General features: G+C 61.3%; 27 protein-coding genes. 10 read left to right on the top strand and 17 right to left on the bottom strand.

The features are described from left to right. The first annotated feature begins 150 nt into the window (after positions 1-150). Positions 151-1,848, top strand: a complete 1,698-nt coding sequence (locus tag PFLQ2_RS10695) for an AMP-binding protein (protein ID WP_003183109.1) — start codon at positions 151-153, stop codon at positions 1,846-1,848. Between the two features lie 654 nt (positions 1,849-2,502). Here the strand turns inward: PFLQ2_RS10695 and PFLQ2_RS10700 are convergent. From PFLQ2_RS10700 to PFLQ2_RS10710, 3 genes are all read right to left on the bottom strand, one after another. Next, complete coding sequence (locus PFLQ2_RS10700) at positions 2,503-3,402, bottom strand: hydroxymethylglutaryl-CoA lyase (protein ID WP_003183107.1); 900 nt, start codon at positions 3,400-3,402, stop codon at positions 2,503-2,505. A 139-nt stretch (positions 3,403-3,541) separates the two neighbouring features. Beyond that, entirely contained in the window at positions 3,542-3,943 is a 402-nt protein-coding gene (locus tag PFLQ2_RS10705; RefSeq protein ID WP_003183105.1) for a MerR family transcriptional regulator, read from the bottom strand. Between the two features lie 205 nt (positions 3,944-4,148). Next, positions 4,149-5,081, bottom strand: a complete 933-nt coding sequence (locus PFLQ2_RS10710; RefSeq protein ID WP_003183103.1) for a LysR family transcriptional regulator — start codon at positions 5,079-5,081, stop codon at positions 4,149-4,151. A gap of 177 nt (positions 5,082-5,258) precedes the next feature. Here PFLQ2_RS10710 and PFLQ2_RS10715 point away from each other — a divergent pair, with 177 nt between their 5' ends. Continuing rightward, positions 5,259-6,488: an acyl-CoA dehydrogenase gene (locus PFLQ2_RS10715; RefSeq protein WP_003183102.1), complete on the top strand. Its 1,230-nt coding sequence runs from the start codon at positions 5,259-5,261 to the stop codon at positions 6,486-6,488. 204 nt (positions 6,489-6,692) lie between these two features. On the opposite strand, the gene PFLQ2_RS10720 is transcribed toward PFLQ2_RS10715, so the two are convergent. The 8 genes from PFLQ2_RS10720 to PFLQ2_RS10755 form a co-directional block, all read right to left on the bottom strand. Further along, on the bottom strand, positions 6,693-7,562 hold the full coding sequence (locus PFLQ2_RS10720; RefSeq protein WP_003183100.1) for an isocitrate lyase/PEP mutase family protein: 870 nt from the start codon (positions 7,560-7,562) through the stop codon (positions 6,693-6,695). A gap of 179 nt (positions 7,563-7,741) precedes the next feature. Next, positions 7,742-8,776, bottom strand: coding sequence for an arginine N-succinyltransferase (astA, locus tag PFLQ2_RS10725; protein ID WP_003183099.1), 1,035 nt, complete (start codon positions 8,774-8,776; stop codon positions 7,742-7,744). A 61-nt stretch (positions 8,777-8,837) separates the two neighbouring features. Further along, the gene (locus PFLQ2_RS10730; RefSeq protein WP_003183097.1) at positions 8,838-9,854 is read right to left on the bottom strand and encodes an arginine N-succinyltransferase; all 1,017 of its coding nucleotides are present in this window, start codon (positions 9,852-9,854) and stop codon (positions 8,838-8,840) included. A 110-nt stretch (positions 9,855-9,964) separates the two neighbouring features. Continuing rightward, entirely contained in the window at positions 9,965-11,314 is a 1,350-nt protein-coding gene (locus tag PFLQ2_RS10735; protein WP_003183095.1) for an APC family permease, read from the bottom strand. A gap of 76 nt (positions 11,315-11,390) precedes the next feature. Beyond that, positions 11,391-12,143, bottom strand: coding sequence for an N-formylglutamate amidohydrolase (locus PFLQ2_RS10740; RefSeq protein ID WP_003183093.1), 753 nt, complete (start codon positions 12,141-12,143; stop codon positions 11,391-11,393). Then, on the bottom strand, positions 12,127-13,479 hold the full coding sequence (locus PFLQ2_RS10745) for a glutamine synthetase family protein (protein WP_003183091.1): 1,353 nt from the start codon (positions 13,477-13,479) through the stop codon (positions 12,127-12,129). The genes PFLQ2_RS10740 and PFLQ2_RS10745 overlap by 17 nt, the downstream gene beginning before the upstream one ends. Then, complete coding sequence (locus PFLQ2_RS10750) at positions 13,476-14,120, bottom strand: isochorismatase family cysteine hydrolase (protein ID WP_003183089.1); 645 nt, start codon at positions 14,118-14,120, stop codon at positions 13,476-13,478. The genes PFLQ2_RS10745 and PFLQ2_RS10750 overlap by 4 nt, the downstream gene beginning before the upstream one ends. Before the next feature lie 2 nt (positions 14,121-14,122). Then, entirely contained in the window at positions 14,123-14,977 is an 855-nt protein-coding gene (locus PFLQ2_RS10755; RefSeq protein WP_003183087.1) for a MurR/RpiR family transcriptional regulator, read from the bottom strand. Positions 14,978-15,266: 289 nt separating this feature from the next. On the opposite strand from PFLQ2_RS10755, the gene PFLQ2_RS10760 reads away from it, so the two are divergent. Together PFLQ2_RS10760 and cobF are read left to right on the top strand one after the other, a co-directional pair. Continuing rightward, complete coding sequence (locus tag PFLQ2_RS10760) at positions 15,267-15,845, top strand: histidine phosphatase family protein (protein ID WP_003183085.1); 579 nt, start codon at positions 15,267-15,269, stop codon at positions 15,843-15,845. Then, a complete protein-coding gene (cobF, locus tag PFLQ2_RS10765) occupies positions 15,842-16,600 on the top strand; it encodes a precorrin-6A synthase (deacetylating) (protein WP_003183083.1) in 759 nt (252 codons plus the stop codon). Before PFLQ2_RS10760 ends, cobF begins: the two co-directional genes overlap by 4 nt. Positions 16,601-16,631: 31 nt before the next feature. Here cobF and ftrA read toward each other — a convergent pair whose 3' ends face one another. Then, positions 16,632-17,591 carry a transcriptional regulator FtrA gene (ftrA, locus tag PFLQ2_RS10770; protein ID WP_003183081.1) on the bottom strand — a complete coding sequence of 320 codons (960 nt, stop codon included), beginning with the start codon at positions 17,589-17,591 and terminating at the stop codon, positions 16,632-16,634. Between the two features lie 100 nt (positions 17,592-17,691). Between ftrA and PFLQ2_RS10775 the strand changes: the two genes are divergently transcribed. From PFLQ2_RS10775 to PFLQ2_RS10790, 4 genes are all read left to right on the top strand, one after another. Continuing rightward, complete coding sequence (locus PFLQ2_RS10775; RefSeq protein WP_003183079.1) at positions 17,692-18,126, top strand: rhodanese-like domain-containing protein; 435 nt, start codon at positions 17,692-17,694, stop codon at positions 18,124-18,126. A gap of 209 nt (positions 18,127-18,335) precedes the next feature. Next, positions 18,336-19,115, top strand: a complete 780-nt coding sequence (locus tag PFLQ2_RS10780) for an ABC transporter substrate-binding protein (RefSeq protein WP_003183077.1) — start codon at positions 18,336-18,338, stop codon at positions 19,113-19,115. A gap of 102 nt (positions 19,116-19,217) precedes the next feature. Then, positions 19,218-20,330 carry a M14 family metallopeptidase gene (locus PFLQ2_RS10785; protein ID WP_003183072.1) on the top strand — a complete coding sequence of 371 codons (1,113 nt, stop codon included), beginning with the start codon at positions 19,218-19,220 and terminating at the stop codon, positions 20,328-20,330. A gap of 64 nt (positions 20,331-20,394) precedes the next feature. Further along, positions 20,395-21,111 (top strand): alpha/beta hydrolase, encoded by a 717-nt coding sequence (locus tag PFLQ2_RS10790; RefSeq protein WP_003183069.1) that lies wholly within the window; start codon positions 20,395-20,397, stop codon positions 21,109-21,111. Between the two features lie 163 nt (positions 21,112-21,274). On the opposite strand, the gene PFLQ2_RS10795 is transcribed toward PFLQ2_RS10790, so the two are convergent. Next, complete coding sequence (locus tag PFLQ2_RS10795) at positions 21,275-21,862, bottom strand: hypothetical protein (protein WP_003183067.1); 588 nt, start codon at positions 21,860-21,862, stop codon at positions 21,275-21,277. A gap of 181 nt (positions 21,863-22,043) precedes the next feature. Further along, positions 22,044-22,976 (bottom strand): LysR family transcriptional regulator, encoded by a 933-nt coding sequence (locus PFLQ2_RS10800; protein ID WP_003183065.1) that lies wholly within the window; start codon positions 22,974-22,976, stop codon positions 22,044-22,046. A gap of 111 nt (positions 22,977-23,087) precedes the next feature. Between PFLQ2_RS10800 and PFLQ2_RS10805 the strand changes: the two genes are divergently transcribed. Together PFLQ2_RS10805 and PFLQ2_RS10810 are read left to right on the top strand one after the other, a co-directional pair. Next, positions 23,088-23,585 (top strand): DMT family transporter, encoded by a 498-nt coding sequence (locus tag PFLQ2_RS10805; RefSeq protein ID WP_003183063.1) that lies wholly within the window; start codon positions 23,088-23,090, stop codon positions 23,583-23,585. Between the two features lie 2 nt (positions 23,586-23,587). After that, a complete protein-coding gene (locus PFLQ2_RS10810) occupies positions 23,588-24,040 on the top strand; it encodes a DMT family transporter (protein ID WP_033046129.1) in 453 nt (150 codons plus the stop codon). Between the two features lie 5 nt (positions 24,041-24,045). On the opposite strand, the gene PFLQ2_RS10815 is transcribed toward PFLQ2_RS10810, so the two are convergent. From PFLQ2_RS10815 to PFLQ2_RS10825, 3 genes are all read right to left on the bottom strand, one after another. Continuing rightward, positions 24,046-24,324 carry a hypothetical protein gene (locus PFLQ2_RS10815; protein WP_003183059.1) on the bottom strand — a complete coding sequence of 93 codons (279 nt, stop codon included), beginning with the start codon at positions 24,322-24,324 and terminating at the stop codon, positions 24,046-24,048. 218 nt (positions 24,325-24,542) lie between these two features. After that, positions 24,543-25,568, bottom strand: coding sequence for a purine-nucleoside phosphorylase (locus tag PFLQ2_RS10820; protein ID WP_003183056.1), 1,026 nt, complete (start codon positions 25,566-25,568; stop codon positions 24,543-24,545). A 45-nt stretch (positions 25,569-25,613) separates the two neighbouring features. Further along, entirely contained in the window at positions 25,614-26,564 is a 951-nt protein-coding gene (locus PFLQ2_RS10825) for a nucleoside-specific channel-forming protein Tsx (RefSeq protein ID WP_003183053.1), read from the bottom strand. Positions 26,565-26,567: the final 3 nt, after the last annotated feature.

Here is a 26,567-nt window from a genome sequence, read left to right as displayed (position 1 = left end):
GGGAGGCGGTTTTCACCTTTACGTTAACGTAAGCCTGGGACGGGCGGCTGTCAATCACGCTTTACGTTAACGTCAACTTGAGCCAGAGTAACGGCGCTTCGCCTATGAGATTCACCGATACACCCATTAAAAAAGACAAGAGGGGGCGTCATGGATCAATCCGGTTCGCATTTGCAGTCCAGCTATACCCATGGTGCCCAGGACAAGGCCTTGCTGGCCCAGACCATCGGCCAGGCTTTCGACCAGACGGTCGCTCGTTATGCGGATGGCGAGGCCTTGGTGGTACGCCATCAATCGCTGCGCTACACCTGGCAACAACTGGCCGACGCTGTCGACCTGCATGCGCGGGCCTTGTTGGCGCTGGGCTTGAAAACCGGCGATCGCCTCGGCGTGTGGGCGCCCAATTGCGCGCAGTGGTGCATCAGCCAGTTTGCCAGTGCGAAGATCGGCGTGATTCTGGTCAACATCAATCCGGCCTATCGGGTCTCAGAGCTGGAATACGCGCTCAAACAATCCGGTTGCCAATGGCTGGTCTGCGCCGGGGCGTTCAAGACGTCGGATTACCATGCGATGCTGCAAGCGCTAGTGCCAGAACTGGCAGAGCAGTCGATTGGTCAGATGCACAGCGAGCGGTTGCCGGATTTGCGCGGTGTGATCAGTCTCGATCCACAGCCGCCGTCAGGCTTTCTGCCTTGGTCGCAACTGACGGCCCTGGGCGCGGCGGTAACGCCTGGTCAGTTGGCCGAGCGTCAGGCCAGCCTGCATTTTGACCAACCGGTGAATATCCAGTACACCTCGGGTACCACCGGCTTCCCCAAGGGGGCGACGCTCAGCCACCGCAACATTCTCAATAACGGTTACATGGTCGGCGAAAGCCTGAGCCTGACCGCCGCCGATCGGCTGGTGATCCCGGTGCCGCTTTATCATTGTTTCGGCATGGTCATGGGCAACCTCGGCTGCATGACCCACGGCAGCACCATGATCTATCCCGCTGACGCGTTCGATCCGTTGCTGACATTAAGGGTTGTGGCCGAAGAGAAAGCCACTGCGCTGTACGGCGTGCCCACCATGTTCATCGCCATGCTCGATCAACCCCTGCGCGGCGAGTTCGACTTGTCCAGCCTGCGCACCGGCATCATGGCCGGAGCCACTTGCCCCATCGAAGTGATGCGCCGAGTGATCAGCGAGATGCACATGGCCCAAGTGCAGATTGCCTACGGCATGACGGAAACCAGCCCGGTGTCACTGCAGACCGGTCCTGCGGACGAGCTGGAATTGCGGGTAACCACCGTTGGCCGCACCCAGCCGCACCTGGAAAGCAAGATCATCGATGAAGCCGGTGAGATTGTTCCCCAAGGCACCGTCGGCGAACTGTGTACTCGCGGCTACAGCGTGATGCTCGGTTATTGGAACAACCCCAAGGGCACCGCCGAGGCCATCGACCCGGATGGCTGGATGCACACCGGCGACCTGGCGACCATGGACGCGCAGGGCTACGTCTGCATCGTCGGGCGGAACAAGGACATGATCATCCGTGGTGGAGAGAATATTTACCCGCGTGAGCTGGAGGAATTTTTCTTCACTCACCCGGCGGTGGTGGACGTGCAGGTCATCGGCATTCCCTGCTCGTGCTACGGTGAGCAAATCGTTGCCTGGATCAAGCTCCATCCCGGCCACAGCGTAACAGCGCCGCAGTTGCAGGCCTGGTGCAAGGAGCGTATCGCTCATTTCAAGACGCCACGCCACTTCAAGTTCGTCGAGCAATTCCCGATGACGGTGACCGGCAAGATCCAGAAATTCCGCATGCGTGAAATCAGCATCGAAGAATTGAGTGATCACGACGGCTGAGCAAGATCTCCTGTGGGAGCGGGCTTGCTCGCGAAAGCGGTGTGCCAGGCGACATAAATGTTGGCTATGCCGCCGTCTTCGCGAGCAAGCCCGCTCCCACAAGAAAACCCCAAACGCCAGACAGCACAAAGGGGAGCCGAAGCTCCCCTTTAATTTTGTCGTCGCGTGCTCTTTTTTTATTATTGAGGGGCGGCCTATTGTTGTTTTTGGTGGCCGTGACCCTTTACCGCTGTTTTTGGCGATCCCCATCCGGGATCAAGAGCAAACGTATTTTTTTGAGCGCTGACCTGCTTTTTCGCCTGGCGATCCAACCGATTCGGGAGCTACCTGAAGGTAGTTTTATTGTTCTCTGCCCGGTTGCGGGTTGCTCCTGAAAGCACCCTGAAAAGCACATCTTCTCCAAAAAAATCTGTTAGCTGCGTCTCTGCCGTGTTGTTTTTGTTATGTCAGAGTCGTTTCGTCTTGTTTTTATTGGGTTTGCCGCGTTTTTTTATTCTTGTTATGTCAGAGATATAGCAGGTGGCGTGCCAACTTTTAAAATTTCATAGAAATCAATAGCTTATATTTTTTAGCTGAAAAACCGAGCGTGGCAAAGCAGACAAATTGTTTCCGTGTTACTCGTTTCGCTGTCGTTACAAAGCCTGTGGTAACACCTTACTGTGCGCTGCGGGCCTTGGCGACGCGCGAACCGGTAGGGCGGCCGAGCACGTCACAAATCTGTTGGCCCGCGGCGAGCAATGTGTCCAGGTCGATACCGGTTTCGATCCCCAACCCATTGAGCAGGTACAGCACGTCTTCGGTGGCAACGTTACCGCTGGCGCCCTTGGCATAGGGGCAGCCACCGAGACCGGCGATGGAGCTGTCGAACACGGCGATGCCTTCCAGCAGGCTGGCGTATACGTTGGCCATCGCCTGGCCATAGGTGTCATGGAAATGTCCGGCGAGCTTGTCGCGGGGCACATCGGCCGAAACCACCTCGAACATCTTGCGAGTCGCGCCCGCCGTGCCCGTGCCAATGGTGTCGCCCAGGGACACCTCGTAGCAGCCCATTGCATACAGCTCCCGAGCGACCCAAGCGACCTGCTCGGGCTTGACGGCACCTTCGTATGGGCAGCCCAGCACGCAGGACACGTAACCGCGCACGCTGACGTCGTGCTGTTTGGCGGCCTCCATGATCGGCGCGAAGCGCTCCAGGCTTTCCTTGATGGAGCAGTTGATGTTGCGCTGGGAAAACGCTTCGGACGCGGCGGCGAACACCGCCACTTCCTTCACACCTGCCGCCAGCGCATCTTCAAAACCCCGCAGGTTTGGCGCCAAGGCCCCATAGGTAACACCGGGCTTGCGCTGGATTTGAGCGAACACCTCGGCGGAGCCGGCCATTTGCGGTACCCACTTGGGCGAAACAAAACTGCCGACCTCGATGTAACCCAGGCCGGCGGCGCTCAGCGCATCCACCAGGCGCACCTTGTCGGCGACGCTGATGGGTTGCGCTTCATTCTGCAAGCCATCGCGGGGGCCGACTTCGATCAGGCGTACAAAGGAGGGAAGTGACATGGGGGTTGACCTGTAAAAGTGGGTGCACCAAGCCCATGTGGGAGCGGGCTTGCTCGCGAAAGCGGTGTGTCAGTCGACATAAGGCCGAAGGTAAATTCGCATTCGCGAGCAAGCCCGCTCCCATAAGAGATTGGTGTCGTTATTGGATGGCTTCCTGCCCGTTGATCGTCTGCTCCAGCGCCTGGATGCAGCGTTCTTCGGCGGTGTCGAGTTCCAGCTTCATTTGTTCGATGTCCAGCAGTTGCTGTTCGAGCTGTTCCCGGCGCTCGGTGATTTTCGCCAGCATGCTGTGCAGCTGCTTCTGGTTGCCGCTGGTGGGGTCGTAGAGCTCGATCAGCTCGCGGCACTCGGCCAAGGAAAACCCGATGCGCTTACCCCGCAGGATCAGCTTGAGGCTGACTTTGTCCCGTGGCGAATAAATGCGTTCCTGGCCCCGTCGTTCAGGACTCAGCAGGCCCTGTTCCTCATAGAAACGAATGGCCCGGGTGGTGATATCCAGCTCGCGGGCGAGGTCGGAGATGCTGTAGGTCTGGCTGCTCATGGACGCGCTCGAAACGAAAAGGGCTGCGCTAAGCTAATGGCAGGTTGACGTTCACGTCAAGCAATCGCGGGCGGGTTGTCTGTGCTGGCCTCTTCGCGAGCAAGCCCGCTCCCACAGGTTTAGCGTCCTACACACAATGCTGCGTGAACTATGTACTCAATGTGGGAGCGGGCTTGCTCGCGAAAAACGATGACGCGGCATGAGCCTACACGATCTTATCCAGCTTCTTCTCATGAGCCGTCACCTGCTGGCACAACTCGATCATCTGCTCGCGCATCCAGCGGTTGGCCGGGTCCTGGTCGGTGCTTTCGTGCCAGTACAAGTGGGTTTCAACCGGCGGCACGTCGTTGACCGGTAGCACAAAGGCATGCAAATCGTGACGGCGGGCAAAACGCTCGGGCACGGTCATGACCATGTCGGTTTGCTGCAGCACCTGGGAAGCCATCAAGTAATGCTGGGAGCGCAGGGCGATCTTGCGCTGGATCCCCATCTTGCCCAGCGCCAGATCGACGTAGCCCAGGCCGTTGCGTCGGCTGGAAATATGCACGTGGGTCTGGGCCAGATAGTCATCGAGGCTGATCTTTTCCTTGCCCGCCAGAGGGTGGCCCTTGCGCATGGCGCACACGTAGCGGTCTTCCATCAGCTTGACATGTCGTACCTGCGGGTCGGTGTTGAGCGGGGCGTCCACGGCGAAGTCCAGGCGACCGGCCGCCAGTTCCTTGGTGGTTTCGCGGCGCTTGGACAGAAAACTCTCGATAGCCACGGTCGGCGCCAGGCGACGCAAGCGCTGGAACAGCGGCGGCAGGATCACGCCTTCGGTGAGGTCGGTCATGCTGATGCGGTAGGTCTTGACGGCCTGCAAAGGGTTGAAGATCCGGCTTTCTTGCACCGACACCCGCAGCAGCGACAGGGCGTTGCGCACCGGGCCGATAATGTTCTGGGCCATGGGCGTAGGCACCATGCCTTGGGCGGTGCGCACGAAGAGCGGGTCGTTGAATGTCTCGCGCAGGCGGGCCAGGGCATTGGACACGGCCGGCTGAGTGATGCCGACAATCTGCCCGGCGCGGGTCAGGTTGGCTTCGGTGTAGATCGCATCGAAGACAATGAAAAGGTTGAGATCGACCTTGCTCAGGTTCATGGCGCTGCACTCTTATTCTTGGGCTTGTTTTGAGGTGCCGGGTGGCGATGCGAATCAGTGAAACATATATCGGTGATGAATGTTAATACACGCCGAGAATAGGTTAGGTAAATTTTCGTAGCTGATCTAGCATCGATTTCATGACCTAAAACAACCTCTGCCAAGAAGGTGCTGCTCATGGATTTCGCGTATTCCCCCAAGGTTCAGGAACTGCGTGAACGCGTCACGGCGTTCATGGACGCCTACGTCTACCCGGCCGAAGCGGTGTTCGAACGCCAAGTGGCCGAAGGTGACCGCTGGCAACCCACCGCGATCATGGAAGAGCTCAAGGCCAAGGCGAAGGCTGAAGGCCTGTGGAATCTTTTCCTGCCTGAGTCGGAACTGGGCGCCGGCCTGACCAACCTGGAATACGCACCGCTGGCGGAAATCATGGGACGCTCGCTGCTGGGCCCTGAGCCGTTCAACTGCTCGGCACCGGACACCGGCAACATGGAAGTGCTGGTGCGCTACGCCAATGAAGAACAGAAGCAACGCTGGCTCGAGCCGCTGCTGCGCGGTGAGATCCGCTCGGCCTTCGCCATGACGGAGCCGGACGTTGCCTCCTCGGACGCCACCAACATGGCCGCCCGGGCCGAGCGTGATGGCGACGAGTGGGTGATAAACGGCAAGAAATGGTGGACCTCGGGGGCTTGTGACCCGCGCTGCAAGATCCTGATCTTCATGGGCCTGAGCAACCCCGATGCGCCGCGTCATGCGCAGCACTCGATGATCCTGGTGCCGGTGGACACTCCTGGGGTAAAAATCGTACGGCCGCTGCCGGTGTTCGGCTACGACGATGCGCCTCACGGCCATGCCGAAGTGCTGTTCGATAACGTGCGGGTGCCGTACGAAAACGTCCTGTTGGGTGAAGGACGCGGCTTTGAAATTGCTCAGGGTCGGCTTGGCCCGGGCCGGATCCATCACTGCATGCGCTCCATCGGCATGGCCGAGCGCGCACTGGAGTTGATGTGCAAGCGCGCCGTCAGCCGCACTGCGTTCGGCCAGCCATTGGCGCGCCTGGGCGGCAACATCGACAAGATTGCCGACTCGCGGATGGAAATCGACATGGCGCGCCTGCTGACCTTGAAGGCGGCGTACATGATGGACACGGTGGGCAATAAAGTGGCGAAGAGTGAAATCGCCCAGATCAAGGTCGTTGCGCCGAACGTGGCCCTGAAAGTCATCGACCGGGCGATCCAGATCCACGGTGGCGCCGGGGTTTCCAATGATTTCCCGCTGGCCTACATGTACGCCATGCAACGTACCCTGCGCCTGGCCGACGGCCCGGATGAAGTGCACCGCGCTGCAATCGGCAAGTTCGAGATCGGCAAGTACGTGCCCCGGGAGATGTTGCGTAGCGGGCGCTGAAGGCCCGTTTCATCCGGGGTAACGCGATCGCGAGCAAGCTCGCTCCCACAGGGGTTGTTGGTGTCCACTCACCAGGTGTCCACCGCAAAGCCCTTGTGGGAGCGGGCTTGCTCGCGAATGCGCCAGTCCATTCAACATCGATGCACACTGAACCACCGATAAGCGGCCCGGCTGTGCCGCGGGGATTTTCGATTCGCCGGCCGCTTACTCCTTGACGCTCATGTACTCCTCTGCCCAACGGATATAGTCCTCAGGCTGGGTGTAGGTGTGGGTCAGTTCGGTGGCGCTGAGGTCCGAAGCCTGGGTGAAGATCTGCCGCTGTTCGCGCAGGCTGTCGTAGGTAGCCTTGATGGCAGCGAAATAGGCGCCATGACCGTCGATGGTAACGCGCACACCCAGTTCGGCCAGGCGCTTGTCGTCGCGTAGCTGCGGGTTGCCATAGGTGACGAGCATTAACGGCACCGTCAGGTTTTCGCTGATCCGTTCCAGGTGCTCGAAGTCTTGCACACCCACCATGCAAATCCCGTCAGCCCCGGCCCGCTCATACTGTCGGGTGCGGCTGATAATTTCTTGGACCGGCAATATGCCCGCATTGGTCCGGGCAACGATCGCCATTTCCGGATCGACGCGCGCTTCCAATGCGGCGCGGATCTTGCCGACGCCTTCGGCGACACTGATCAAATCAGTCGATTTGCGCCCGAACTGGGCCGGCAACAGCGTGTCTTCGATGGTCAGCGCCGCTATGCCGGCGCGTTCGAGTTCGATGATGGTGCGCATGACGTTCAGGGCGTTACCGTAGCCATGATCGGCGTCGGCAATCACCGGCAGTTGGGCGACGCGGCCGATGCGGGTGGCCTGCTCGGTGAACTCGCTGAGGGTGATGAGGGCGAAATCCGGTGCGCCCAGCACTTGCAGGGATGCTACCGAGCCTCCCAGGATTCCCACTTCAAAGCCCAGGTCGGCGGCGATGCGCGCCGACATCGGGTCAAACACCGAGGCTGTGTGGTAACAGGTCTTGGAAGCCAGCAGCTGGCGAAAGTTACGACGCAAATCTTGATGGGAAAGCCTGGACATATAAGTTCCACCAATGGAATGGAAAGGCTTGAGCAAAAGTGTCAACGCCGAAGGATGGAAAGCTATCACGCGGGACGGCCGTACATGATGACGAATGTACAGGGACAGACTGGCCGAAGTCGATCCCGCGAAGCCAGGGAGGAGGGCGAGCGGCAAGCGGCAGGCGCTGGGCGTGAAAGCTAGGCCGCCACCGCCTGTTGTCCCTGGCGCGGCAACGCCACGGCGCGCACCGTGTCGCCTGGTTGTACTTGCAGGCGTTTGGCGGTCAGGCGGTCGACCAGCAGGCTGTGGCCGTGCTGGTGGGCCCGGGCGCTGGTGACGCGGCAGTTTTCCAAGCGCCGGTTATGGATCAGCCAGACCGGTGCCTGGTCATCCGGAGCGCCGATGGCCAGGGTCAGCGCCTGGCTGTCGCGCACGGTACGGATCTTCGGAACCGGGGCTTCGATGACCGGTCCGGCGTCAAAGATGTCGATGTAGCCCTTATGGCTGAAACCCTCGGCACTCAGGATCTTGCGGGCCGGCTCCGAGTTCGGGTGTGCCTTGCCGATCACGGCCTGGGCCTGTTCGGTGAGCAGGCAGGTGTACAGCGGCTGGCGTGGCATCAGTTCGGCAATGAAGGACTTGTTGCCCATGCCGGATAGTTGGTCGGCGTGGCTGAACTCCCTTTGGAAAAAGTGCCGGCCCAGGCTGTCCCAGAACGGCGAACAACCTTGCTCGTCGGCATGCCCCCGCAGTTCGGCGATCAGTTTTTCGCCGAACAACTGGGGGAACTCGGCAACGAACAATAGGCGCGCCAGTGACAGCAGGCGGCCGTTGTGACCGCGGCGCTGCTCCGGGTGCAGGAACAACGAGCAAATCTCCGATTGTCCAGTCATCTCATTGCTGAGAAACAGCGTGGGGATCTGCCGCTGTATGCCCAATTGCGGAGCCGAGCTGACGGTCACGCCGACCCGATAGTTGTACCAGGGCTCGCGCAAGCCCACCGCACCGGTCAGTGCGCTGATCCCCACTACCTGGCGGTCGTCGTCTTCGAGGACGAATAGATAATCGGCATCGGCGCGTTCGACTTGCCCGGCAAAGGTGCGCTGGGCCCAGCGCACGCGATGGGCCAGGCGCTCTTCGTTGTCCGGCAGACTGGTGAGGCCGGTGCCCGCACAATGGGCCAGGTCCAGCAATGCCGGAAGGTCAGTGATGGCGACCGGACGGACAATCATGATGCAGCTCCTTGAGCGTGTCGGCCCTCGCGCCGATGCGAGGCATAAGGTCGAATGAGATTCATAAGGCAATCACCCGCACCCGCTCGCCATCCGTGGCGTCCAGGGCGGCCAGCATGTCGGGCGTAAGGTCCACGCAACCCTCGGTATCGATGCCCAGTTCGGCGACGATGGCGCGGTAGTTGCCCACGCCATCGTTGCTCACCAGGTAGCGGCCGCGAGCGTCGATCTGCAAGCTTTGCCGGGCGCTGGCGAGACGACTCTGCGCAATGGAGCGAACGTTCGCGATACGGGCATGCAAGGTCGGCCCGCCGTCGAAGATGTCCACATAGCTATTGGTTTCGAAACCCTCGCGCTCCAGGATGTCGAACGCTTCCTGGCCATCGGGATGCACTCGGCCGATACAGTCCTGGGCCGCCTGGGGCAGCATGGGCACATAGATCGGGTACTGCGGCATGAGTTCGGCGAGGAAGGTGCGGCTCTGCAAACCGCACAGTCGTTCGGCCTCGACGTAGGGCAAGTCGAAGAAGTGCTGGCCGATGGCGTCCCAGAAGGGCGACTGACCGTCATCGTCGCTGTAGCCGACAATTTCAGTGATCACCGATTCGGCAAAGCGCTGGGGGTGGGCGGCGATGAACATCAGTCGAGCGCGGGACAACAGCTCCGATTCCGGCGTGCGCACCCGCCCGGCGTCGATGTGAAAGCCGCGCAGCAGGGTCTGGCCATTGAGGTCCTGGCACAGCGACAGCGCCGGTACACCGTGCTGGATGTTCAGCTCACGGGACTCGCTGGAAAACGGCCGGTTGCGCAGGCTGTAGAACGGTTCGTTGCAGCCGGTGCTGGAGAGGATTTCGGAGCAGCCCACCAGGCGCCCGGAATCCAGGTCCTGGAGGACAAAAAAGTAATTCTCTCCACCGGGTTTCTGCACATCGGCTTCGAACGAAGCGCACGAGCCGTGGATTTTTTCCCGCAGGCGCTCGGTATCGTCCGGAAGCGACGTGACGCCTACCAGGCTGTCGCGGGCCAGCTGCTGCAGTTGCGGCAGATCGGTTAACTGAACTGGACGTAAGGCCAGCATGGATTGCACTCCTGTTCCAGGGCGCCTGGCGACGGGCACCAGGCTTGACGATCACTGTCGATGTCCACGCGTTACAGCTACGGCGGGGTCGAATCCTTCACCGCTGAATCTCAAGGTGCGGCCGGATCCGCAAGTACCGTGTGGGGGCCGAATTTATTCAGCGCACACAGGTACACCACACCGGCGGCGATCCAGATCAGGCCGAGTTTTTGCGCGTCCACGCCCATGTTGTACATGATGGCCGCGACGATCACGAAGCCGACCAGCGGGCAGAGCAGATGGCGAATCACCTGGCCGGACCGTTGGCGGCGCCAGTAATGGTTGATCACGGTGATGTGCAGCAGCATGAAGCCGCTCAGGGCGCCGAAGTTGACCAATGAGGTCAGGGTGTCCACCGCGTCGATGAACAGGTAACAGATCAGCAGCGACAGCACCGCCACCAGATAAATGCTCAGGTACGGGGTGTTGTGTTTCGGATGGACCTTGGCCAGTACCTTGGGCAACTTGCCGTCCCGGGCCATGCCGAACAACAGGCGCGACACCGCCGCCTGCGAGGTGATTGCCACTGCCACGCCCCAGGCCAGGGCCGTGGCGACGGCGGTCAGGGTCGCCAGCCAGCTGCCGGCCGCCAGTTCGGCGATTTCATAGAAGGCGGTGTCGGCCGACTTGAAACCCATGCCTGCGGCCAGGTCCGTGGCGATCCAGGTCTGCACCACGAAAATCGCCCCCATCACCAGCAAGGTCACCAGCGCAGCCTTTCCGACGCTGCGGCCCGGGTCACCCTTGATTTCCTCGGCCAGGGTGGAAATGGCGTCAAAGCCCAGGAACGACAACACGGCGATGGACACGGCTTGCATCAGCAGGGCGAAATTGAAGTGTTCCGGGCTGTACAGCGGCGCCAGGGTCAATTGGCCGTTACCGGCACCGCCGTGCAGCGCATTCCAGGCGTAGAACAGGAAAATCCCCAGCACCGCCAACTGCGCCAGCAGGAAGATGATGTTCATCCGCGCGGTGAAGGTAATCCCCCGCAGGTTGACGAAGGTCGCGCTCACCAGAAAGGCCAGGATGAAACCGACCTTGGGGATGTCCGGGTACAAATGATTCAACGCCATGGCCGCGTAGACATAAAGCAGCGGTGGGATCAGCAGGTAGTCCAGCAACATCAACCAGCCAGCGATGAAGCCAACGTGTGGGTTAAGGCCCCTTTGCGCGTAGGAATAGACGGAACCGGCCACGGGAAACGCCCGGGCCATGCTGCCGTAGCTCAACGCGGTAAACAGCATCGCCACCATGCCAATGATGTACGCCAGCGGCACCATCCCCGGCGCTTCGGCGTTGACGTAGCCATACACGCCGAACGGTGCGATGGGGATCATGAAAATCATCCCGTATACCACCAGGTCGGTCAGCGACAGGCTGCGTTTCAATTCTTGCTTGTAGCCAAATGCCTCGATACTCATTAGCCGTTTTCCTTCTCAGCTGTGTGTGGATGTGTCCCTGCTTGTTGCTCATTGCTCAAAGCTTGTCGCTGCTTTCCTACAACAACGGGGCCAGGTAAGCGCTCCAGGTCCGTACCGCCGCGGGGTCGCGCAGCAGGTCGTTGCGTACCTCGATCAACACCGAGTCCAGGCCGCGCGCGTCGCCATGCACGGGGACCGTCATGTCGGTCAAGGGATTGATCTTGTAGGGCTGGTTACCTGCCGCGCGCAGTGAATGCCGACTCAGTCCATCGACAATGTGCTGGGCATAATCCTCGGCGGCGCCAAACAGCACGCCGGCTTCCAGGGCGCGCGGTTGGCCGTAGAACACCGGCGTGAAACTGTGTATGCCCACGACCCGCACTGGCCGATTGGCCGCCAGGCGTTCGTCGACCAGCGAGCGCAAGCGGTCGTGGAAGGGATGGAACAGGCAGCGCTGGCGGTATTGGCGCGTGGCTTCGTCCAGGGCATGGTTGCCCGGAATCTGGTAGATCTCGCTTTGGGGCGGAATGCTGTCGGCCACGTGAAGCGGGCGGTTGAGGTCAATCAACAAGCGTGAATAGTTGGCCGACAGCAACGTCGCACCGAGGGTTTCGGACAGGCGTTCGGCCAGGGCCAGGGCGCCGATGTCCCAGGCGATGTGCTCCCGGGCGGCGGTTTCGTCCAGGCCCAGGTCGTTCAGCTGCGCGGGAATGAAGCGGCTGGCGTGTTCGCACACCAGCAGTACCGGGTGCTCGGCGTCTTCCCGGATCAGTCGGTAGGCCGGCCCGGTGTACAGGCCCGCTTCGGCACATTCAATAGATTCGTGCATAGTGCTCACAACGCTCGGCAGGTGTCAGCGCCTGGGTCAAGGCTAGCTCCTGGGCCTTCAAGGCGAAGTAGGTTTCGACCAGGGGGCCGGGCAAGGCCTCCAGCAGAGCCCCGCTATGGCGCAGGCAATCCAGTGCCTGCGCCAGGGTCGTCGGCAGGGCGATAATGCCACGGGCGCGACGTTGTGCTTCATCCAGCTCATCGGGTATTTCATCGGTGACGGCATTCAATGCCAGCCGTTGCTGGATGCCCAGCCGCCCGGCGATCAACAGCGCTGCCATCGCCAGGTGCGGCGAGGCGGTGGCGTCCATGGCGCGAAATTCCAGGTTGTACTGGGTCGCCACCGATTTACTCCCCAGGCTCACGGTCGGGCAGATACGCAACGCCGCTTCGCGGTTGCGCTGTCCCAGGCACGCATAGGATGCGCTCCAGTGATGGGGTTGCAGGCGCTCATAGGACACCGGCGTCGGCGCGGTCAGGGCACACAGCGCCGGCAGATAATGCAGCACACCGGCGGCCCAGTGTTGGCCGAGGCTGGACAAGCCGTTATCGCTGGCGGCGTCGTGAAGCACCGGATCGCCACTCAGGTCTTGCAGGCTCAGGTGCAGGTGCACGCCGTTGCACACGGCATTTTCCGAGGTCTTGGGGGCAAAGCTGACGTTCAGCTCCATTTGCCGGGCGATCTCGCGGGTGATTTCCCGCACGTTCACCGCACGGTCCGCCGCGGCCACGCCCAAGGCCGGGCGACAGGTGATTTCGTACTGATGCTTGCCATATTCAGGCAGGAACATTTCCGGTTCGACGCCACCGGCTCGCAATGCGCTGAGCAACCATCCGGCGAACCCGGCCTGCTGGCGCTGGGCCTGGAGGCTGAAGGCCAGGCGATCGGGCTGGGACGGCGTCGTGTCGAGACTGAACTCATGCTCGAACGCGGCAAAGACTTGCAGGCCCAGCTCGGCGCGATAACGCTCCACTTCATCCTGCAACAGCGTGCGCGGGCAGGCGCCCCAGGCCCGGCCGTCGGTTTCGCGCACGTCGCAATGAATAAAGTCCAACGCGGGAGCCTGGGCATCGGGACCATTGTTCACCGTCACTCGGCTGGAGAGATCCGGCACCAGCCGCAGGTCGCCATAAGCGCCCCAAGGGTTGGTTGACGCAATGATGTCCTGGGGCGTGAGCGCGCTGTTGGCCGGCACCCAGCCACAGCCGGCGGTGACGTAGTGGGGCAGCTCATCGCTGGGAAACGAGCGCCCGCGGGTCACGCCGATCAGGTCGGTGCTCACCAGCGTGGTCACGGGCAGCGGGGCCAGGGTTGTGGCGGCATCGAGGCGGCTCATGGCTGCATCTCCTGCAAACGAGCGAGGACGGTCTCGGTGTCGGTGATCCAGCCATAGCCTTTGATCGCGTTCAGGCATGCCAGGTGGCGTTGTTCGGTGTAGGTGGCGCAAGCATCTTCCACCAAAGTGACCAGGTAGCCACGGTCAGCGGCGTCGCGCACGGCCATGTCGACGCACTGGTCGGTGACGATGCCGGCGACGATCAGGTGCCGGGTTTGCAGATTGCGCAGCACATAGTCGATGTTGGTGGAGTTGAAAACCCCGGAAGACGTCTTGGGCAGCACGATTTCGTTTTCAAGCGGCGCCAGCTCGGCAATGATCTGCGCCTCCGGGCTGCCCTTGGGCAGGTGCATGTCCGACAGCTTGTGATCCAGGGAACGGTCGCGGCCATCGGCGGTGAGGCTTTCGATGTGCGTGTGCAACACGTTTTGTCGCGCCTTTCGCATCGCAGAGAGCAAGCGCTGCTGGTTGGGAATGACCTGCTGGCGGGCGCGATGGAGGAAGTACTCGGCTTCGGGTGCCTCCAGGTGGGCGTCGAATTGCGGTTCCAGCCAGGCGCGCTGCATGTCCACCAGCAACAGGGCCGTATGGTCGAACGTGAACGGCACATCCCGGGGCGAGCGGTGGGGGAGCGAGAACATCCTTATTTTTCCTCCAGCAGGTGCGTGTTGAATTCCGTGCGCAAGGTATCGATCCCTTCCAGGCGCTCGGCCAGGTCGGGGCATTGCAAGGTCAGGCAAGCGATCAGTGCTTCCACCTGGGCCAGTGCCGGTACCAGGCTGTCAAACGCCGAGACCGACTCCACCGGCGCGCTGATGATCAGGTCGGCCAGTTCTCGCAACGGCGAAGCGTAGACGTCACTGAACAGTACGACCCGGGCGTGCCGCTCCTTGGCCGCGGCAGCCACGCGCAGGGCCTGGGCCTGGTAACGGCGGTAATCGAAGATCAACACCACGTCCTGGCGCTGCACGTCGAACAACCGGTCGGGCAATTGGGCATTGTCTTCAAGGGCAAAACAGCCGGCCCGCAGCAGGCGCAAATGGTTGAGCAGGTAGTGGGCCAGGAAGCTGCTGAAACGCCCGCCGAAGCAGTGCACCTGATGCCGGCTGTCGAGCAGCCATTGCACAAGAATGCGCACGTCTTCGGGCTGGGTCAGGGCCTGGGTGTCGATGAGGTGACGTTGGGCGTCGGCCAGGTACTGGCTCCAGGTATCGCCTTGCTGCAGTTTGGCCCGTGGTCGCAACAGGGTGCGGGGCGAACGCAGGCGATGGTCCATGTCACTGAGCAGCGCATCCTGGAATTCGGCATAACCGCCGAAGCCGAGTTTTTTCACCAGCCGCACGATGGTCGGGTCGCTGACGCCGGCATGGTCGGCCAGGCGTGACATCGGACCCAGGCCGTTGCGAGGATAATGATCGAGCAGGGCGCGCACGACCTTGCGTTCCGACGGCGTTAACTCCAGGCCGGGATCGGTGATGAGGTCTCTGAGGGGCGGCATCCGTGCTCCTTGCCTGGATGGGGTGTTGGATTTCTTTCATAACTGAGCAAAAGAGTATTTATGTAGCTGGTGCTACATGTCCAGCGCTTTTTACGTTCCGTTTAAAATGCTCGAAGACAGTGCGAAACCCTTGTAGGAATTGGCCTTGGTGACTTGCGATGAATATGTCAGTTAACGCTCAAGTGTTTGTCGGATATAGCGCCGTTTTGTCTAAGTTATTTGATTTCATATAAGGTTATGTACAAGAAAACCTGTGAATATCCGGCCCACTAATAGTTGAGTATCCCGCGTGCAAGCCACTCGCCTGACCCTGATTTGTCACGCCCGGACCATCGCTCAGAAACAGGCGCGCTTTGCCCTGGATGAACCGCTGGATAGCGACAACCTGGCGCAGCGCCCGGCCACAGGGCCGGGCTATCGAAAGGTCCGGCAGTTGCTCTGTGGGCCGGAGCTGCGTACCCGCCAGACGGCCGCGCTGTTTGGCGATGAGCCCCAGGTGGTCGCGGCCTTGGCCGATTGCGATCTGGGTCGCTGGCGCGGTTTGTCCATCGACGACTTGCTCAAGGCCGAGCCGCAACAATTGCAAGCCTGGCTCGACGATCCCGAGGCCGCTCCCCATGGCGGCGAATCCGTCGCGCAGTTGTGCCGTCGTGTCGGAGACTGGCTCGCCAGTCTGGAAAACCGACCGGGCCACGTGCTGGCCGTCACCCATCCATTCGTGATCCGCGCAGCCTTGATCAATGTATTGCAGTGTCCGGCCGCCACGTTCAACCGCATCGACATCGAGCCGCTGTCCGCCATCGAGTTGCGTTTCAACGGCGTATGGCGATTGCGCGCCCTGGGGCCTGGCCAGGAGTCAGTGGAATGAAGAAGTTATCAGTCATCGGCATTGGCGCCGGCGATCCCGATCACCTGACGATGCAGGCAGTGAAAGCGCTGAATCGGATGGACGTGTTTTTCCTCATGGATAAAGGACCCGCCAAGCACAAGCTGCGGGACCTGCGGCACGACATCTGCCGGCGTTACATCGTTGATCGTACATACCGTTTCGTCGAAGCCTACAGCCCCGAGCGCCAACGTGGCGACTTGGACTACGCCACCAGTGTCGAAGAGCTGAACCGTGCGAAGCAGGCCACCTTCGAGCGCTTGATCAACGAAGAGCTGTCTGACGAGCAGTACGGTGGTTTTCTGGTATGGGGCGATCCGGCGCTATATGACAGCACTGTGCGCATCTTGCAGGCGATCCTCGACACGGGCCGCTGCGCCTTCGAGTTCGAGGTGATCCCTGGCATCACCAGCGTCCAGGCCCTTGCGGCGTGCCACAAAGTGCCTTTGAACAGCATTGGTGGCTCGCTGGAAATCACCACCGGGCGCCGATTGGCGGCGGGGCAAGTAAGTGACGCCGCCAACGTGGTGGTGATGCTCGATGCCGAGGATGCGTATCGCCAGGTGGGCGATCCCGATACGCAAATCTACTGGGGCGCCTACGTGGGCACGGCGGATGAGATTCTCATCGCCGGTCGGCTGGGGGACGTGGCCGATGACATCGAACGCACCCGCAAGGCCGCACGGCAGGCCAATGGGTGGATCATGGACAGTTATTTGTTGCGCAAGCCTGAATGAAGCTTGCACATCAACTTGTGGCCGGCTGTTTTCATCCCCGCCCAAACCGCTCCCGATACACCGACGGCGCCAACCCCACGACGCTGCGAAACGCCACGCGAAAACTTTCCACCGAGCGGTAGCCGCACAATTGGGCGATGTTGTCGGTATTGTCCGCGGTGCTTTCCAGCAGCTCGCGGGCCCGGGCCAGGCGCTCATGTTGCAGCCAGGCCTTGGGTGACACGCCGCAGGCCTGGGTGAAGTGTCGCAGGAAAGTCCGTTCGCTCATGGCCGCCTGGCTGGCCAGCTCCCGCACTCCAAGCGGTTCATGCAGGCGTTCGCGAGCCCATTGCATGACGCTCGACAGGTCGCTGCGTGGCGTGCGGCTGACTGGCGAGGGAATGAACTGCGCCTGGCCGCCGGTACGCTGCGGGGTCGTCACCAGGCGGCGCGCCACGCTGTTGGCGACCTGGACGCCATGGTCCCGTGCCACCAGGTGCAGGCAGGCATCGATACCTGCTGCGCTGCCGGCGGAGGTGATGACCTGTCCTGAATCCACATAGAGCACATCAGGGTCGACCCGCACGGCAGGGAAACTCTTGGCCAACTCGTCGGTGTAGCGCCAATGGGTCGTGGCGCCCAGCCCATCGAGCAGCCCGGCGGCGGCCAGCACGAACGCCCCGGAGCAGATCGACAGCAGACGTGCGCCTCGTGCATGGGCCCTGCGCAGGGCTTGAAGCAAGGCTTCGGGAGGTGGCTCGCTGCGGCTGCGCCAGCCTGGCACGATGATGGTTCGGGCTGTCTCGAGCAGTTCCATGCCGCCATCGGCCAATACCCGGAAACCGCCCATGGCGCGCATCGGGCCGGCATCGACGGCGACGATCCGGTGCTCGTACCAGGGGAAATCGAATTCGGGGCGTTCCAATCCGAAAATCTCGACGGCGACGCCAAATTCGAAGGTGCACAGGCCGTCGTAGGCGAGGATCGCGACCAGACCGGGGGCAGGCTGCATTTGTCGGAAAATTCCCACAGAGTGTCTTGTACGCCACTGTAGCGGTACGCCCCGGGCAGATAAAGTCTTCTTACGCCCCTTTATCCTGGAGTACACACCGATGACTAGTCTGGTTCGCGAAGTGCCTGCCGCACCGCCCGAAATTGCCTTGGAGCATTTCAGTCGTCGCCTGACGTTCGAAACCGATTGTTCCGACGTTCACGCCAGCCAACAGGCTGGTGACGTCGATTTTGTGCTGGTGGATGTGCGCGGGCCGCTGGCTTACGAGCGCGGGCATGTGCCCGGGGCGATCAATCTGCCCACCCGCACGCTCACCTTAGAGGCACTGGCTGCCTACCCCAAGACCACCTTGTTCGTGGTGTATTGCGCCGGTCCGCATTGCAATGGGGCGAACAAGGCGGCGGTGCGTCTGGCAACCTTGGGGTATCCGGTGAAGGAGATGATTGGTGGGGTCATGGGGTGGCTTGATGAGGGCTTTCGTCTGAACGGTCTGGTGGAGCGTGTGGCGGATCAGGCCATCCGTTGCGACTGCTGACTTGGTTTTTTAGTTCGTGTGTATATCCGTTACCGCAGCAACGGATATACACACAAACCAAGCTATTTTTATAACTAATTGTCGCCTCCACACAATTCCCCGCCTGAGTGCCCCTCTAGACTCCCGGCCACTTCGGTTCTTGCTGACCGAACGCTGCCTACGAATCTGCCAATCATTATCAATAAAAACCTGCGCACTCAGGAGCAAAAATGAAGAAGCTAGTCATGTTCGGTGCCTTGGCACTGTCCGTACTGTCCTTGTCGGTCATGGCCGAAGAAGCCAAGCCGATCCGCCTCGGGATCGAAGCCGGTTATCCACCTTTTTCGATGAAAACCCCCGACGGCAAGCTGACCGGTTTCGATGTCGATATCGGTGACGCGCTCTGTGAGCAGATGAAGGTCAAGTGCACCTGGGTCGAGCAGGAATTCGACGGTCTGATCCCGGCGCTGAAAGTGAAGAAAATCGACGCGATCCTGTCGTCCATGACCATCACCGACGACCGTAAGAAAAACGTCGATTTCAGCATCAAGTACTACCACACCCCAGCACGTTTCGTGATGAAGGAGGGCTCCGACGTCAAGGACCCGCTGACCGAACTCAAGGGCAAGAAAGTCGGTGTGCTGCGTGCCAGTACCCATGACCGTTTCGCCACCGAAGTGCTGGTGCCTGCGGGCATCAACCTGGTGCGCTACGGTTCCCAGCCAGAGGCGAACCTGGACATGGTCGCCGGGCGTCTCGACGCCATGCTGGCCGATTCGGTCACCCTGGATGAAGGCTTCTTGAAAACCGACACCGGCAAGGGTTTCGCCTTCGTGGGCCCGACCTATGAAGATGCGAAATACTTCGGTGGCGGCGCCGGCATTGCGGTGCGCAAGGGCGATCAGGCCCTGGCGGAGAAATTCAACGCCGCCATCACCGAGATCCGCGCCAACGGCACCTACAAGAAAGTGCAGGACAAATACTTCGCCTTTGATGTCTACGGGCATTAATCGTTGAGCCCAAGGTGGCCCGCCGTTGAACCGGTCGGCCACCTTTTTCATGGGCGAGTGTTTTACCCTGCGCCTATCGAAATACCGTCATCGGGAGTTTTCATGCAACGCATCGACCATACCCTGCCATGGAGTCACTTGGGCACCGAGCGCCGGCTCAGCGTGTTTCGCTACGGCCACGGCCCGCGCAAAGCCTACATCCAGGCCAGCCTGCACGCCGATGAGCTGCCGGGCATGCGCACCGCCTGGGAGCTGAAGCAGCGGCTCAACGACCTTGAGGCCCAAGGTTTGCTCAAAGGCGTGATCGAATTGGTGCCGGTGGCCAACCCCATCGGCCTGGACCAGCATGTGCAGAGCGCCCACATGGGGCGTTTCGAGCTGGGCAGCGGCAAGAATTTCAACCGTTCCTTCGTCGAACTCAGCGGCCCGGTGGCGCAGCGCATCGGTGCTCGTCTGGGTGACGACCCGGCCGCCAATACCACCTTGATTCGCCAGACCATGGCCGAAGTGCTCGATGAACTGCCGGCGCCACCGTCACAACTCGAGGCGCTGCATCGTCTGTTGCTGCGCCATGCGTGTGACGCCGATGTGACCCTGGACCTGCATTGCGATTTCGAGGCGGCGATTCATTTGTATGCCTTGCCGCAGCATTGGCCGCAGTGGCGTTCCCTGGCCGCACGGTTGAAGGCCGGCGTGGCGTTGTTGTGCGAAGACTCCGGGGGCAGTTCCTTCGATGAGTCTTGCTCCTCGCCCTGGCTACGTCTGGCGAAGGCCTTTCCCGAGGCTTCGATTCCCCCGGCCAACCTCGCGACGACCCTGGAGCTGGGCAGCATGGGCGATACCCGGGTCGAACAGGCCCAGGCCAACTGCGAAGCCATTCTCGGTTTCCTGGCCGAACAGGGTTTCATTGGCGGCGACTGGCCGTCTGCACCCGCGCAATGCTGCGAGGGTTTTCCATTCGAAGGCACTCAATACCTGTTCGCGCCGCACCATGGCGTAGTGAGCTTTCTGCGTGAGGCCGGTGAATGGGTGGAGCAGGGCGATGCGCTGTTCGAAGTGGTCGATCCCTTGAACGATCGGGTCACCACCGTTCGTGCCGGCACCAGCGGGGTGTTGTTCGCCCTGGATCGTGGGCGCTACACCCAGCCGGGCATCTGGCAGGCGAAAGTCGCCGGACGTGAACCTATTCGCGCGGGCAAACTGATCAACGACTGATAAGTGCTGTCTACCTCAGCGCACGGTCCTTGCCGTGCGGCTATCGAACGACGGAGGAAGATTGATGTTCAAAGCGCTCGCCCTGTTCCTGCTGCTGGTCTCGTCCGGGTTGCAGGCCCAACCCTCGCTGCACACCGATTTGCCGCTCAGCTATCTGGCCCAGGCCGATGAGCAAGCCAGGAATCGACCGCTGATAATCTTCCTGCACGGTTCCGGCAGCAACGAACAGGACCTGTTCGACCTCAAGGACGAACTGCCCGGGCATTACAACTACCTCTCGGTACGCGCGCCCAAGACCATGGAGCCGGGCCGCTATCAATGGTTTGCCAAGCAGGGTGATGGTGCCTATGACGGCGACACATCGGACCTGAAGGCCAGTGGTCAAATGCTGCTGGATTTCATCGAGAAGGCTCGCGCCAAGTACCCAACAGATGCGAGCAATGTCTACCTGGTGGGCTTCAGCCAGGGCGCGATGATGAGCTACGAAGTGGCCCTGCGACACCCCGAAGCCGTCGGCGGCATCGCTGCCATGGGCGGGCGTGTGCTTTCCGTGCTCCAGGCAGAACTGACCCCCGACGAGTCGCGGCGGGCATTGGCGGTGTTCATTGGCCACGGTACGGCCGACCCGATCATTCCTTACCACGACGGCGCCGAAGCCAACACGTTCTTGAAAACCCTGGCCCTGGAACCGGAATTCCATGCCTATCCAGGCGTCGGCCACACGATCAGCGCCCTGGAAGTCCAGGACCTGCGAGCCTGGCTGGAGCGACTCAATCCCTAGCTCATCCGGCATCGACGCAAACTGAACCAGCGCTATCGCGAGCAAGCTCGCTCCCACCGTTTTATCCGAGAAGTTCACCGCAAGAGGGACCTGCGCAAGCCCCTGTGGGAGCGGGCTTGTCCGCGATTTGGGGACCACGCGGTCCATCAGCCCACAGGCCTACTCACTTGCCGCTGGCGATCTGTTTGACCAAGGCTTCATGACCGGTCTTGTCGCTGGCCCGGGAAATGATCTGCACCACCGCCATGCGGGTGCCGGAGGCGGCCAGCAGCGTGGTATCCAAGGTCGGACCGCCGCCCTGGGTGGCGCTGGTGTCGAGCTGGCGCAGGCCCAGGCCGGTGCCTTTCTGGGTCAGGCTTTTTTCGCTGAGGATCTTGGCGTCCGGCAAGGCTTTGCTTCGCTGGGCGGCGAAGTCCGCCATGGTCATGTCGAGAAACGCGCCGTCGTCATCCTTCACTGTGGCGCCGTTGATAATGAGGTTTTCGGCGGCGATTACCACGGTCCGGCTGGTGGCATTGCTGTACATCGTCCCCGTCGCTCCCGCTGTGCCCTGGGCCGCGTCACCGGCGGGCAACGGTGTCGCCGTGAAACCCTTGGGCAGGTTGAAAACGAACTTGCCCCCCAGCATCGAAACCTTCTGCGCCGGTGCTTCGGCGGCAGGTTTGGGCTGGGCCGCCTGGACAGGCACCACGGCCAGGCTGGCGATGGCCGTCAGCACCAGAGCGGCGGCGTGTTTACTCAACAATGACATGAAACTCTCCACGGATGGTCGCGCTTGGACGCCGATCATCCCACGGGCATTGTTATGGACTCCAGCGCCTTTCAGTTTCTATGCGCAGCGGTACAGGACGAATGGCAAGTGGCAATTACTCCTGTGGCGAGGGAGCTTGCGCCCGCTGGGTTGCGCCGCAGCCTCAAAGCCATTCACACCATCAGCGATCCCAGTACGGCACTTCGCCAAAACACTCGAGAAAGAAATCGATCACCGTGCGGACCTTCACCGACAGGCGCCGGCTGCCCGGCCAGAGAATGGCGATCTGCTGGGGTTCGAGGCTGTTGGACGCCTGGTAATCCTGCAGCACCGGAACCAGCGTGCCGTTGCGAACCGCTTCGCCGATCAGCCACGACGGAAACATCACCAGCCCCAGGCCTTGCTCCGCGGCCTGGGTCAGGGTGTCGGCGTGGTTGCCGGTGATCGGGCCCCTGACGCTGTAAGGCGTCCAGGCGTGGCCCGGGCGGCGGAAGAACCAACGCTGTTGGCCGGTCACACCTTTGTAGGCCAGGCACTGATGATGTGCCAGGTCCTGAGGCTTGAGTGGCGCGCCGTAGCGGGCCAGGTAGGTCGGGCTGGCCGCGATCTGGAAGCGATGAGGCGCCACGACCCGCGCCTGCATGCTTGAGTCGTGCAATGGGCCGATGCGAAACAGCAGGTCAGTGCCTTCGAGCAGCGGATCGACGTAGCTGTCGGTTTGCTGGATCTCCAATTGCAATTTCGGGTAACGCTCGCACAGCTGGCCCAGCCATGGCGCCAGATGGCGTTGGCCGAATACCACCGGGGCATTGATCCGCACCAGGCCGGACGGTTCGCTGTGCTGTTCCTGCAAGGCTTGTTCGGCTTCTTCCAACTGCACCAGCAACAGACGTGCGTGATGCCCCAACAGACGGCCGGCCTCGGTGGGGGACACGGCGCGGGTGTGGCGATAGAGCAACTGTTGGTTCAGCGCCTGCTCCATCAATTGGATCTGCCGGGAGATCGACGACGGGGCAAGGCCTTCGCGCCGGGCTACTTCGGAAAAACTGCCGTGGTCGAGCACCGCGACGAATAATCGCAGCGCCTTGAAGCCAAGTTCATTGAGGCCGTGCATGGCGGCGGTCCTGTGCGTATTGCGCAAAAGTGTTATCGCAATCCTCCCATTTATCGCACAGGGCCGCCAGCCGATAATGCCGGCCATTCTTTTCTGAACAGGTTCGGATTTATGCAGGCGTCTTCACTCAACGAGGCCGCGTCGGTGACGACAGCGTCCAAACCCCGGGCATTCTTGCGCTGGCTGTTGCTGCCCCTGGTCATCCTGGCCGGCATGGGCTTGTCGGTGGAGGCCGGCCTGCTGGGGCCGCTCGGGGGCCAGGTCGGTCATTTGTGGGCCACCCTGAGTATCTTCGGGGTCGGTTCGGCGATTCTGTTCCTGCTGTTGCTGTTCAGCGGCCGCCAGCAAGGCCCGGCCTTGAATGAACTGCCGCGCTGGCAACTGATCGGCGGCTTCCTCGGACCGATCTATGTGGTCGTGCTCACGCTCGCCACGCCGCACATTGGCATCGCCATGACGATGATCGCGATTCTTTCCGGCCAGGTCGGCAAAAGCGTGCTGATCGATCATTTCGGCTGGTTCGGTGCCACCCGCAAGCGCGTCAATGGCGAGCGCTGGCTGGCATTAGCGCTGATTGTCGTCGCCCTTGTCCTGATTGCCCGAGGTTGAATATGAGTCTGTTTCTTTTGTTGCTGGTGGTCGTCGTTGCCGGCGCGGTGTTGAGCGTGCAGGCGGCCATCAATGGGCGCTTAGGCCAGACCGTGGGTGTGCTGCGCAGCAGTTTGCTGACGTTTACGGTGGGCACGGTCATCACCGGGTTGCTGATCGTGTTTTTTGAACCGGCCCACGCAGTCAGCCTGTTGGACGTGCCGAAATGGCAGCTCAGCGGCGCGTTGTTCGGGGTCGTTTACATGATTGTCATGGTGGGAGCGGTACCCAGGGTTGGCACAGCCGTGGCGACAGTGGCGGTGATTATCGGGCAACTGGGCATGGGCATGCTGATCGACAACTTCGGCTGGCTGGGCAATCCGGCCATCGAGCTGTCCGCCAGCCGGATCCTGGCCATGGCCTGCCTGGCACTGGCGCTGGTGTTCATGTACCGCAGCAGTGTGCGTCAGGACTGAACGCCTCAGTCGGGTTCCACTTCCAGTTGCAGGCTGTCATCAGCCAGGCGCTCGGTTCGCCGGACAATGCCGCTGACACGTCGGCCTTCGGCGCTGAACACGACGATCTGGGCTTTATCCAGATCCACGGGCATCGGCGGGCGCACATGCAAGGCGAACCATGGCGGCTCGCCGTCATCGAGGCGCTTGACATCGAACTGGCAATCGACACTTTTGGTCTCGCGACCGAACAGCGTGTCGAGACCGTAGTCAAGGTGGGTGCTGTCGGCAGGGGCGACGGGCATCGGCAGTCTCCTGGGTGGGTGCGCAAGGTTGATGTTCAAGTGATCCCGCCTGGGGCTGAAAATTCCATTGGCTGATCCGTTGAGAACGGCCCCGCCGTTCAGCTCGGCAGACTGTGTGGCGAGGGAGCTTGCTCCCGCTGGGCTGCGAAGCGGCCCCTGGCTTTTTTGCGACTGCTGCGCACCCGAGCGGGAGCAAGCTCGCGCGCCACGACGAGAAATCAGTGCCCGGGCACGCCGTTTTGCCATGCCGACCAATGCTTCACGATGTCCTGCACCAGCGGATTACCGGTGCGAAACAGATTCTCCAAAGCCGGAACGAACGCGCCCTGGTCAGCGTATTTGAGCAAGTTGTCCACTTCATTGCCGCCAGGCTCGGGACGATCGAAGTCGGATCCGGCCCGCAGCACCGCCAACCGATTGATGTCTACCCGGCCTTCGCGACTGGCCCGCAGCAAGGCTTCGTAGGTGGAGTTGTCCTCCTGTTGGGTCGTGCAATAAACGCCTTTGTTGTCGGTGAGCAGGCGGGTCCAGACTTCGGCGCGCTCGCTCAGGCGCGTACCGGAGAACCAGGTGTTGCCGGCCACGGTGTCGCAGCGCGTGACCACCGGCGGCTGGTTCGCCGGCGCATACGGATACTTCAAGCGCCAGGCCGCCGATTCCTTGCTTTCGGCCAAGGTCACTTTGTGGCTGAGGGCAAAGGCCTTGGCTTGCAACGCCGGGTTGAGCTCGAAGACTTCGGTCTTGTAGTCCAGTGGCGGTTTTTCGTTCGGCCCCTTGGTGTTGATGCCCAGGTAGCCGGTAGGCCAATCCTTGGGCGCATCCCGCGAATCCAGTTCCCATTGTGTGCCGAACTCCACCAGGTAGTGGGCCCAGGCGGCAGTGCCGAGGGTGCCGTGGTGCGGGTTGATGCCGGCGATCCCGGCCACCAGGAAATAGCTTTTACGCAGGTCGACGGTTGGCGAAAGCGCCAGCGCCAATGTCGAGGCCGCAGCGTTGGTCTGGCCCATGCCGGTGATCAGCAGGCAGACCCGCTCGGCATTGCAGTGGATATTCGGATACTCGGCGGACAGGCCCGGCACGCGGATTTGCTCCTTGAGCCCCAGGCGTTCGATCCAGTTCTGCGCCTCGGGCGCAAACATCGTGATCAACATGACTTTGGGTTGCAGCGGCGGTGCCGCTCCGGCAGCCGAGCAGAAGAGGGCGGCGCTGGCCAGGCCGACGGAAATGGACAGGCGATTGATCATGTGTTCGTGACCTCCATGGATAGGGAACGGTGTGTGAGCGATGGGTCAGAATTGGTAGCCGACGCCGGCGTAGTATCCCCAACCATCGGAGCGGGCACGGAAGTTGCCATCGCCAAAGTTGAGTTCGCTGCCGTCCTGCCAATTGCCGCCGTTGTGAAAGTAGCGGCCCACCAGCGTAAAGCGCAGGTGCGTGAAGGAATAGAGCAATACGTTGGTCGCGACCGTAGCGTTGGCAGTGCGGGCCGGGTTGTCCTTGTGCAGGTCCGAACCGAAGTCGAAGTTGGTGAAGCCAATGTACGTCAGCGAAGCACCGTTGCTGAACTGGCTGATCGGCACGATGTACTTGAGCTGCGCGCGGTAGCCGTCCCAAGCGTACTCATTGCTGGCGCCATAATTTTCCCATTGATAACGGCCGTAGAAGTTGGCCGACAGATTGACCCTCGAATGAGTGTCGATGTCGGTCCCCAGGCCGCTATACAAGGTGTTGCCGCGGTTGGCGCTGTTGCTGCCGTGATCGTAGATCCAATCGAACGCTACATACCATTCCTTGAACGGCCCGATGGCCAGGCTGCGGCCGGCCAGGTAGTCGATGGAAATCCGCGGCTCATGCTCCATGAACACGGGCGAGCCATGGTCCCATACCCCTTTGTCGTGGCTGTTGCCGATATCGAAAATCTTCGGGATATCGACGTAGCCATACAGCTCGAAAGGCCCTTTGCGCCCGAAGTATTCGTATTCCAGGTAAACATCATCGACCGGCCGCGGGCCGAAACTGATGTCCTTGCTGCCGATGATCGTCAGGTCCTGGTTGTACCAGTCCGACAGATAAGCGCCTTGTTTCGATGGGGTGGCTCTGGGGCTGAGGGCTTCGCCCTGGGCGGACTCTTCGGTCGTTTGGGCTTGGGCTCCAATGCTGTGTAGTCCAGTAACGGCGGCCAGTAGCAGGGAGGTTGCGAAAACGCCGAATGAGGCGCAACACCTGGAAGTGAAGTGCATGGA

This window comes from Pseudomonas fluorescens Q2-87 (genome assembly GCF_000281895.1).
Classification (GTDB): Bacteria; Pseudomonadota; Gammaproteobacteria; order Pseudomonadales; family Pseudomonadaceae; genus Aquipseudomonas; species Aquipseudomonas fluorescens_S.
The sequence above is the reverse complement of the archived record's forward strand: the minus strand, read 5'-3'. Positions and strand labels throughout refer to the sequence as shown.

Excerpts from the sequence above, each read along its gene's own strand:
- PFLQ2_RS10695 (WP_003183109.1), top strand. The coding sequence starts at position 151 with ATGGATCAATCCGGTTCGCATTTGCAGTCCAGCTATACCCATGGTGCC.
- PFLQ2_RS10700 (WP_003183107.1), bottom strand. The coding sequence starts at position 3,402 with ATGTCACTTCCCTCCTTTGTACGCCTGATCGAAGTCGGCCCCCGCGAT.
- PFLQ2_RS10705 (WP_003183105.1), bottom strand. The coding sequence starts at position 3,943 with ATGAGCAGCCAGACCTACAGCATCTCCGACCTCGCCCGCGAGCTGGAT.
- PFLQ2_RS10710 (WP_003183103.1), bottom strand. The coding sequence starts at position 5,081 with ATGAACCTGAGCAAGGTCGATCTCAACCTTTTCATTGTCTTCGATGCG.
- PFLQ2_RS10715 (WP_003183102.1), top strand. The coding sequence starts at position 5,259 with ATGGATTTCGCGTATTCCCCCAAGGTTCAGGAACTGCGTGAACGCGTC.
- PFLQ2_RS10720 (WP_003183100.1), bottom strand. The coding sequence starts at position 7,562 with ATGTCCAGGCTTTCCCATCAAGATTTGCGTCGTAACTTTCGCCAGCTG.
- astA (WP_003183099.1), bottom strand. The coding sequence starts at position 8,776 with ATGATTGTCCGTCCGGTCGCCATCACTGACCTTCCGGCATTGCTGGAC.
- PFLQ2_RS10730 (WP_003183097.1), bottom strand. The coding sequence starts at position 9,854 with ATGCTGGCCTTACGTCCAGTTCAGTTAACCGATCTGCCGCAACTGCAG.
- PFLQ2_RS10735 (WP_003183095.1), bottom strand. The coding sequence starts at position 11,314 with ATGAGTATCGAGGCATTTGGCTACAAGCAAGAATTGAAACGCAGCCTG.
- PFLQ2_RS10740 (WP_003183093.1), bottom strand. The coding sequence starts at position 12,143 with ATGCACGAATCTATTGAATGTGCCGAAGCGGGCCTGTACACCGGGCCG.
- PFLQ2_RS10745 (WP_003183091.1), bottom strand. The coding sequence starts at position 13,479 with ATGAGCCGCCTCGATGCCGCCACAACCCTGGCCCCGCTGCCCGTGACC.
- PFLQ2_RS10750 (WP_003183089.1), bottom strand. The coding sequence starts at position 14,120 with ATGTTCTCGCTCCCCCACCGCTCGCCCCGGGATGTGCCGTTCACGTTC.
- PFLQ2_RS10755 (WP_003183087.1), bottom strand. The coding sequence starts at position 14,977 with ATGCCGCCCCTCAGAGACCTCATCACCGATCCCGGCCTGGAGTTAACG.
- cobF (WP_003183083.1), top strand. The coding sequence starts at position 15,842 with ATGAAGAAGTTATCAGTCATCGGCATTGGCGCCGGCGATCCCGATCAC.
- ftrA (WP_003183081.1), bottom strand. The coding sequence starts at position 17,591 with ATGCAGCCTGCCCCCGGTCTGGTCGCGATCCTCGCCTACGACGGCCTG.
- PFLQ2_RS10775 (WP_003183079.1), top strand. The coding sequence starts at position 17,692 with ATGACTAGTCTGGTTCGCGAAGTGCCTGCCGCACCGCCCGAAATTGCC.
- PFLQ2_RS10780 (WP_003183077.1), top strand. The coding sequence starts at position 18,336 with ATGAAGAAGCTAGTCATGTTCGGTGCCTTGGCACTGTCCGTACTGTCC.
- PFLQ2_RS10785 (WP_003183072.1), top strand. The coding sequence starts at position 19,218 with ATGCAACGCATCGACCATACCCTGCCATGGAGTCACTTGGGCACCGAG.
- PFLQ2_RS10790 (WP_003183069.1), top strand. The coding sequence starts at position 20,395 with ATGTTCAAAGCGCTCGCCCTGTTCCTGCTGCTGGTCTCGTCCGGGTTG.
- PFLQ2_RS10795 (WP_003183067.1), bottom strand. The coding sequence starts at position 21,862 with ATGTCATTGTTGAGTAAACACGCCGCCGCTCTGGTGCTGACGGCCATC.
- PFLQ2_RS10800 (WP_003183065.1), bottom strand. The coding sequence starts at position 22,976 with ATGCACGGCCTCAATGAACTTGGCTTCAAGGCGCTGCGATTATTCGTC.
- PFLQ2_RS10805 (WP_003183063.1), top strand. The coding sequence starts at position 23,088 with ATGCAGGCGTCTTCACTCAACGAGGCCGCGTCGGTGACGACAGCGTCC.
- PFLQ2_RS10810 (WP_033046129.1), top strand. The coding sequence starts at position 23,588 with ATGAGTCTGTTTCTTTTGTTGCTGGTGGTCGTCGTTGCCGGCGCGGTG.
- PFLQ2_RS10815 (WP_003183059.1), bottom strand. The coding sequence starts at position 24,324 with ATGCCCGTCGCCCCTGCCGACAGCACCCACCTTGACTACGGTCTCGAC.
- PFLQ2_RS10820 (WP_003183056.1), bottom strand. The coding sequence starts at position 25,568 with ATGATCAATCGCCTGTCCATTTCCGTCGGCCTGGCCAGCGCCGCCCTC.
- PFLQ2_RS10825 (WP_003183053.1), bottom strand. The coding sequence starts at position 26,564 with ATGCACTTCACTTCCAGGTGTTGCGCCTCATTCGGCGTTTTCGCAACC.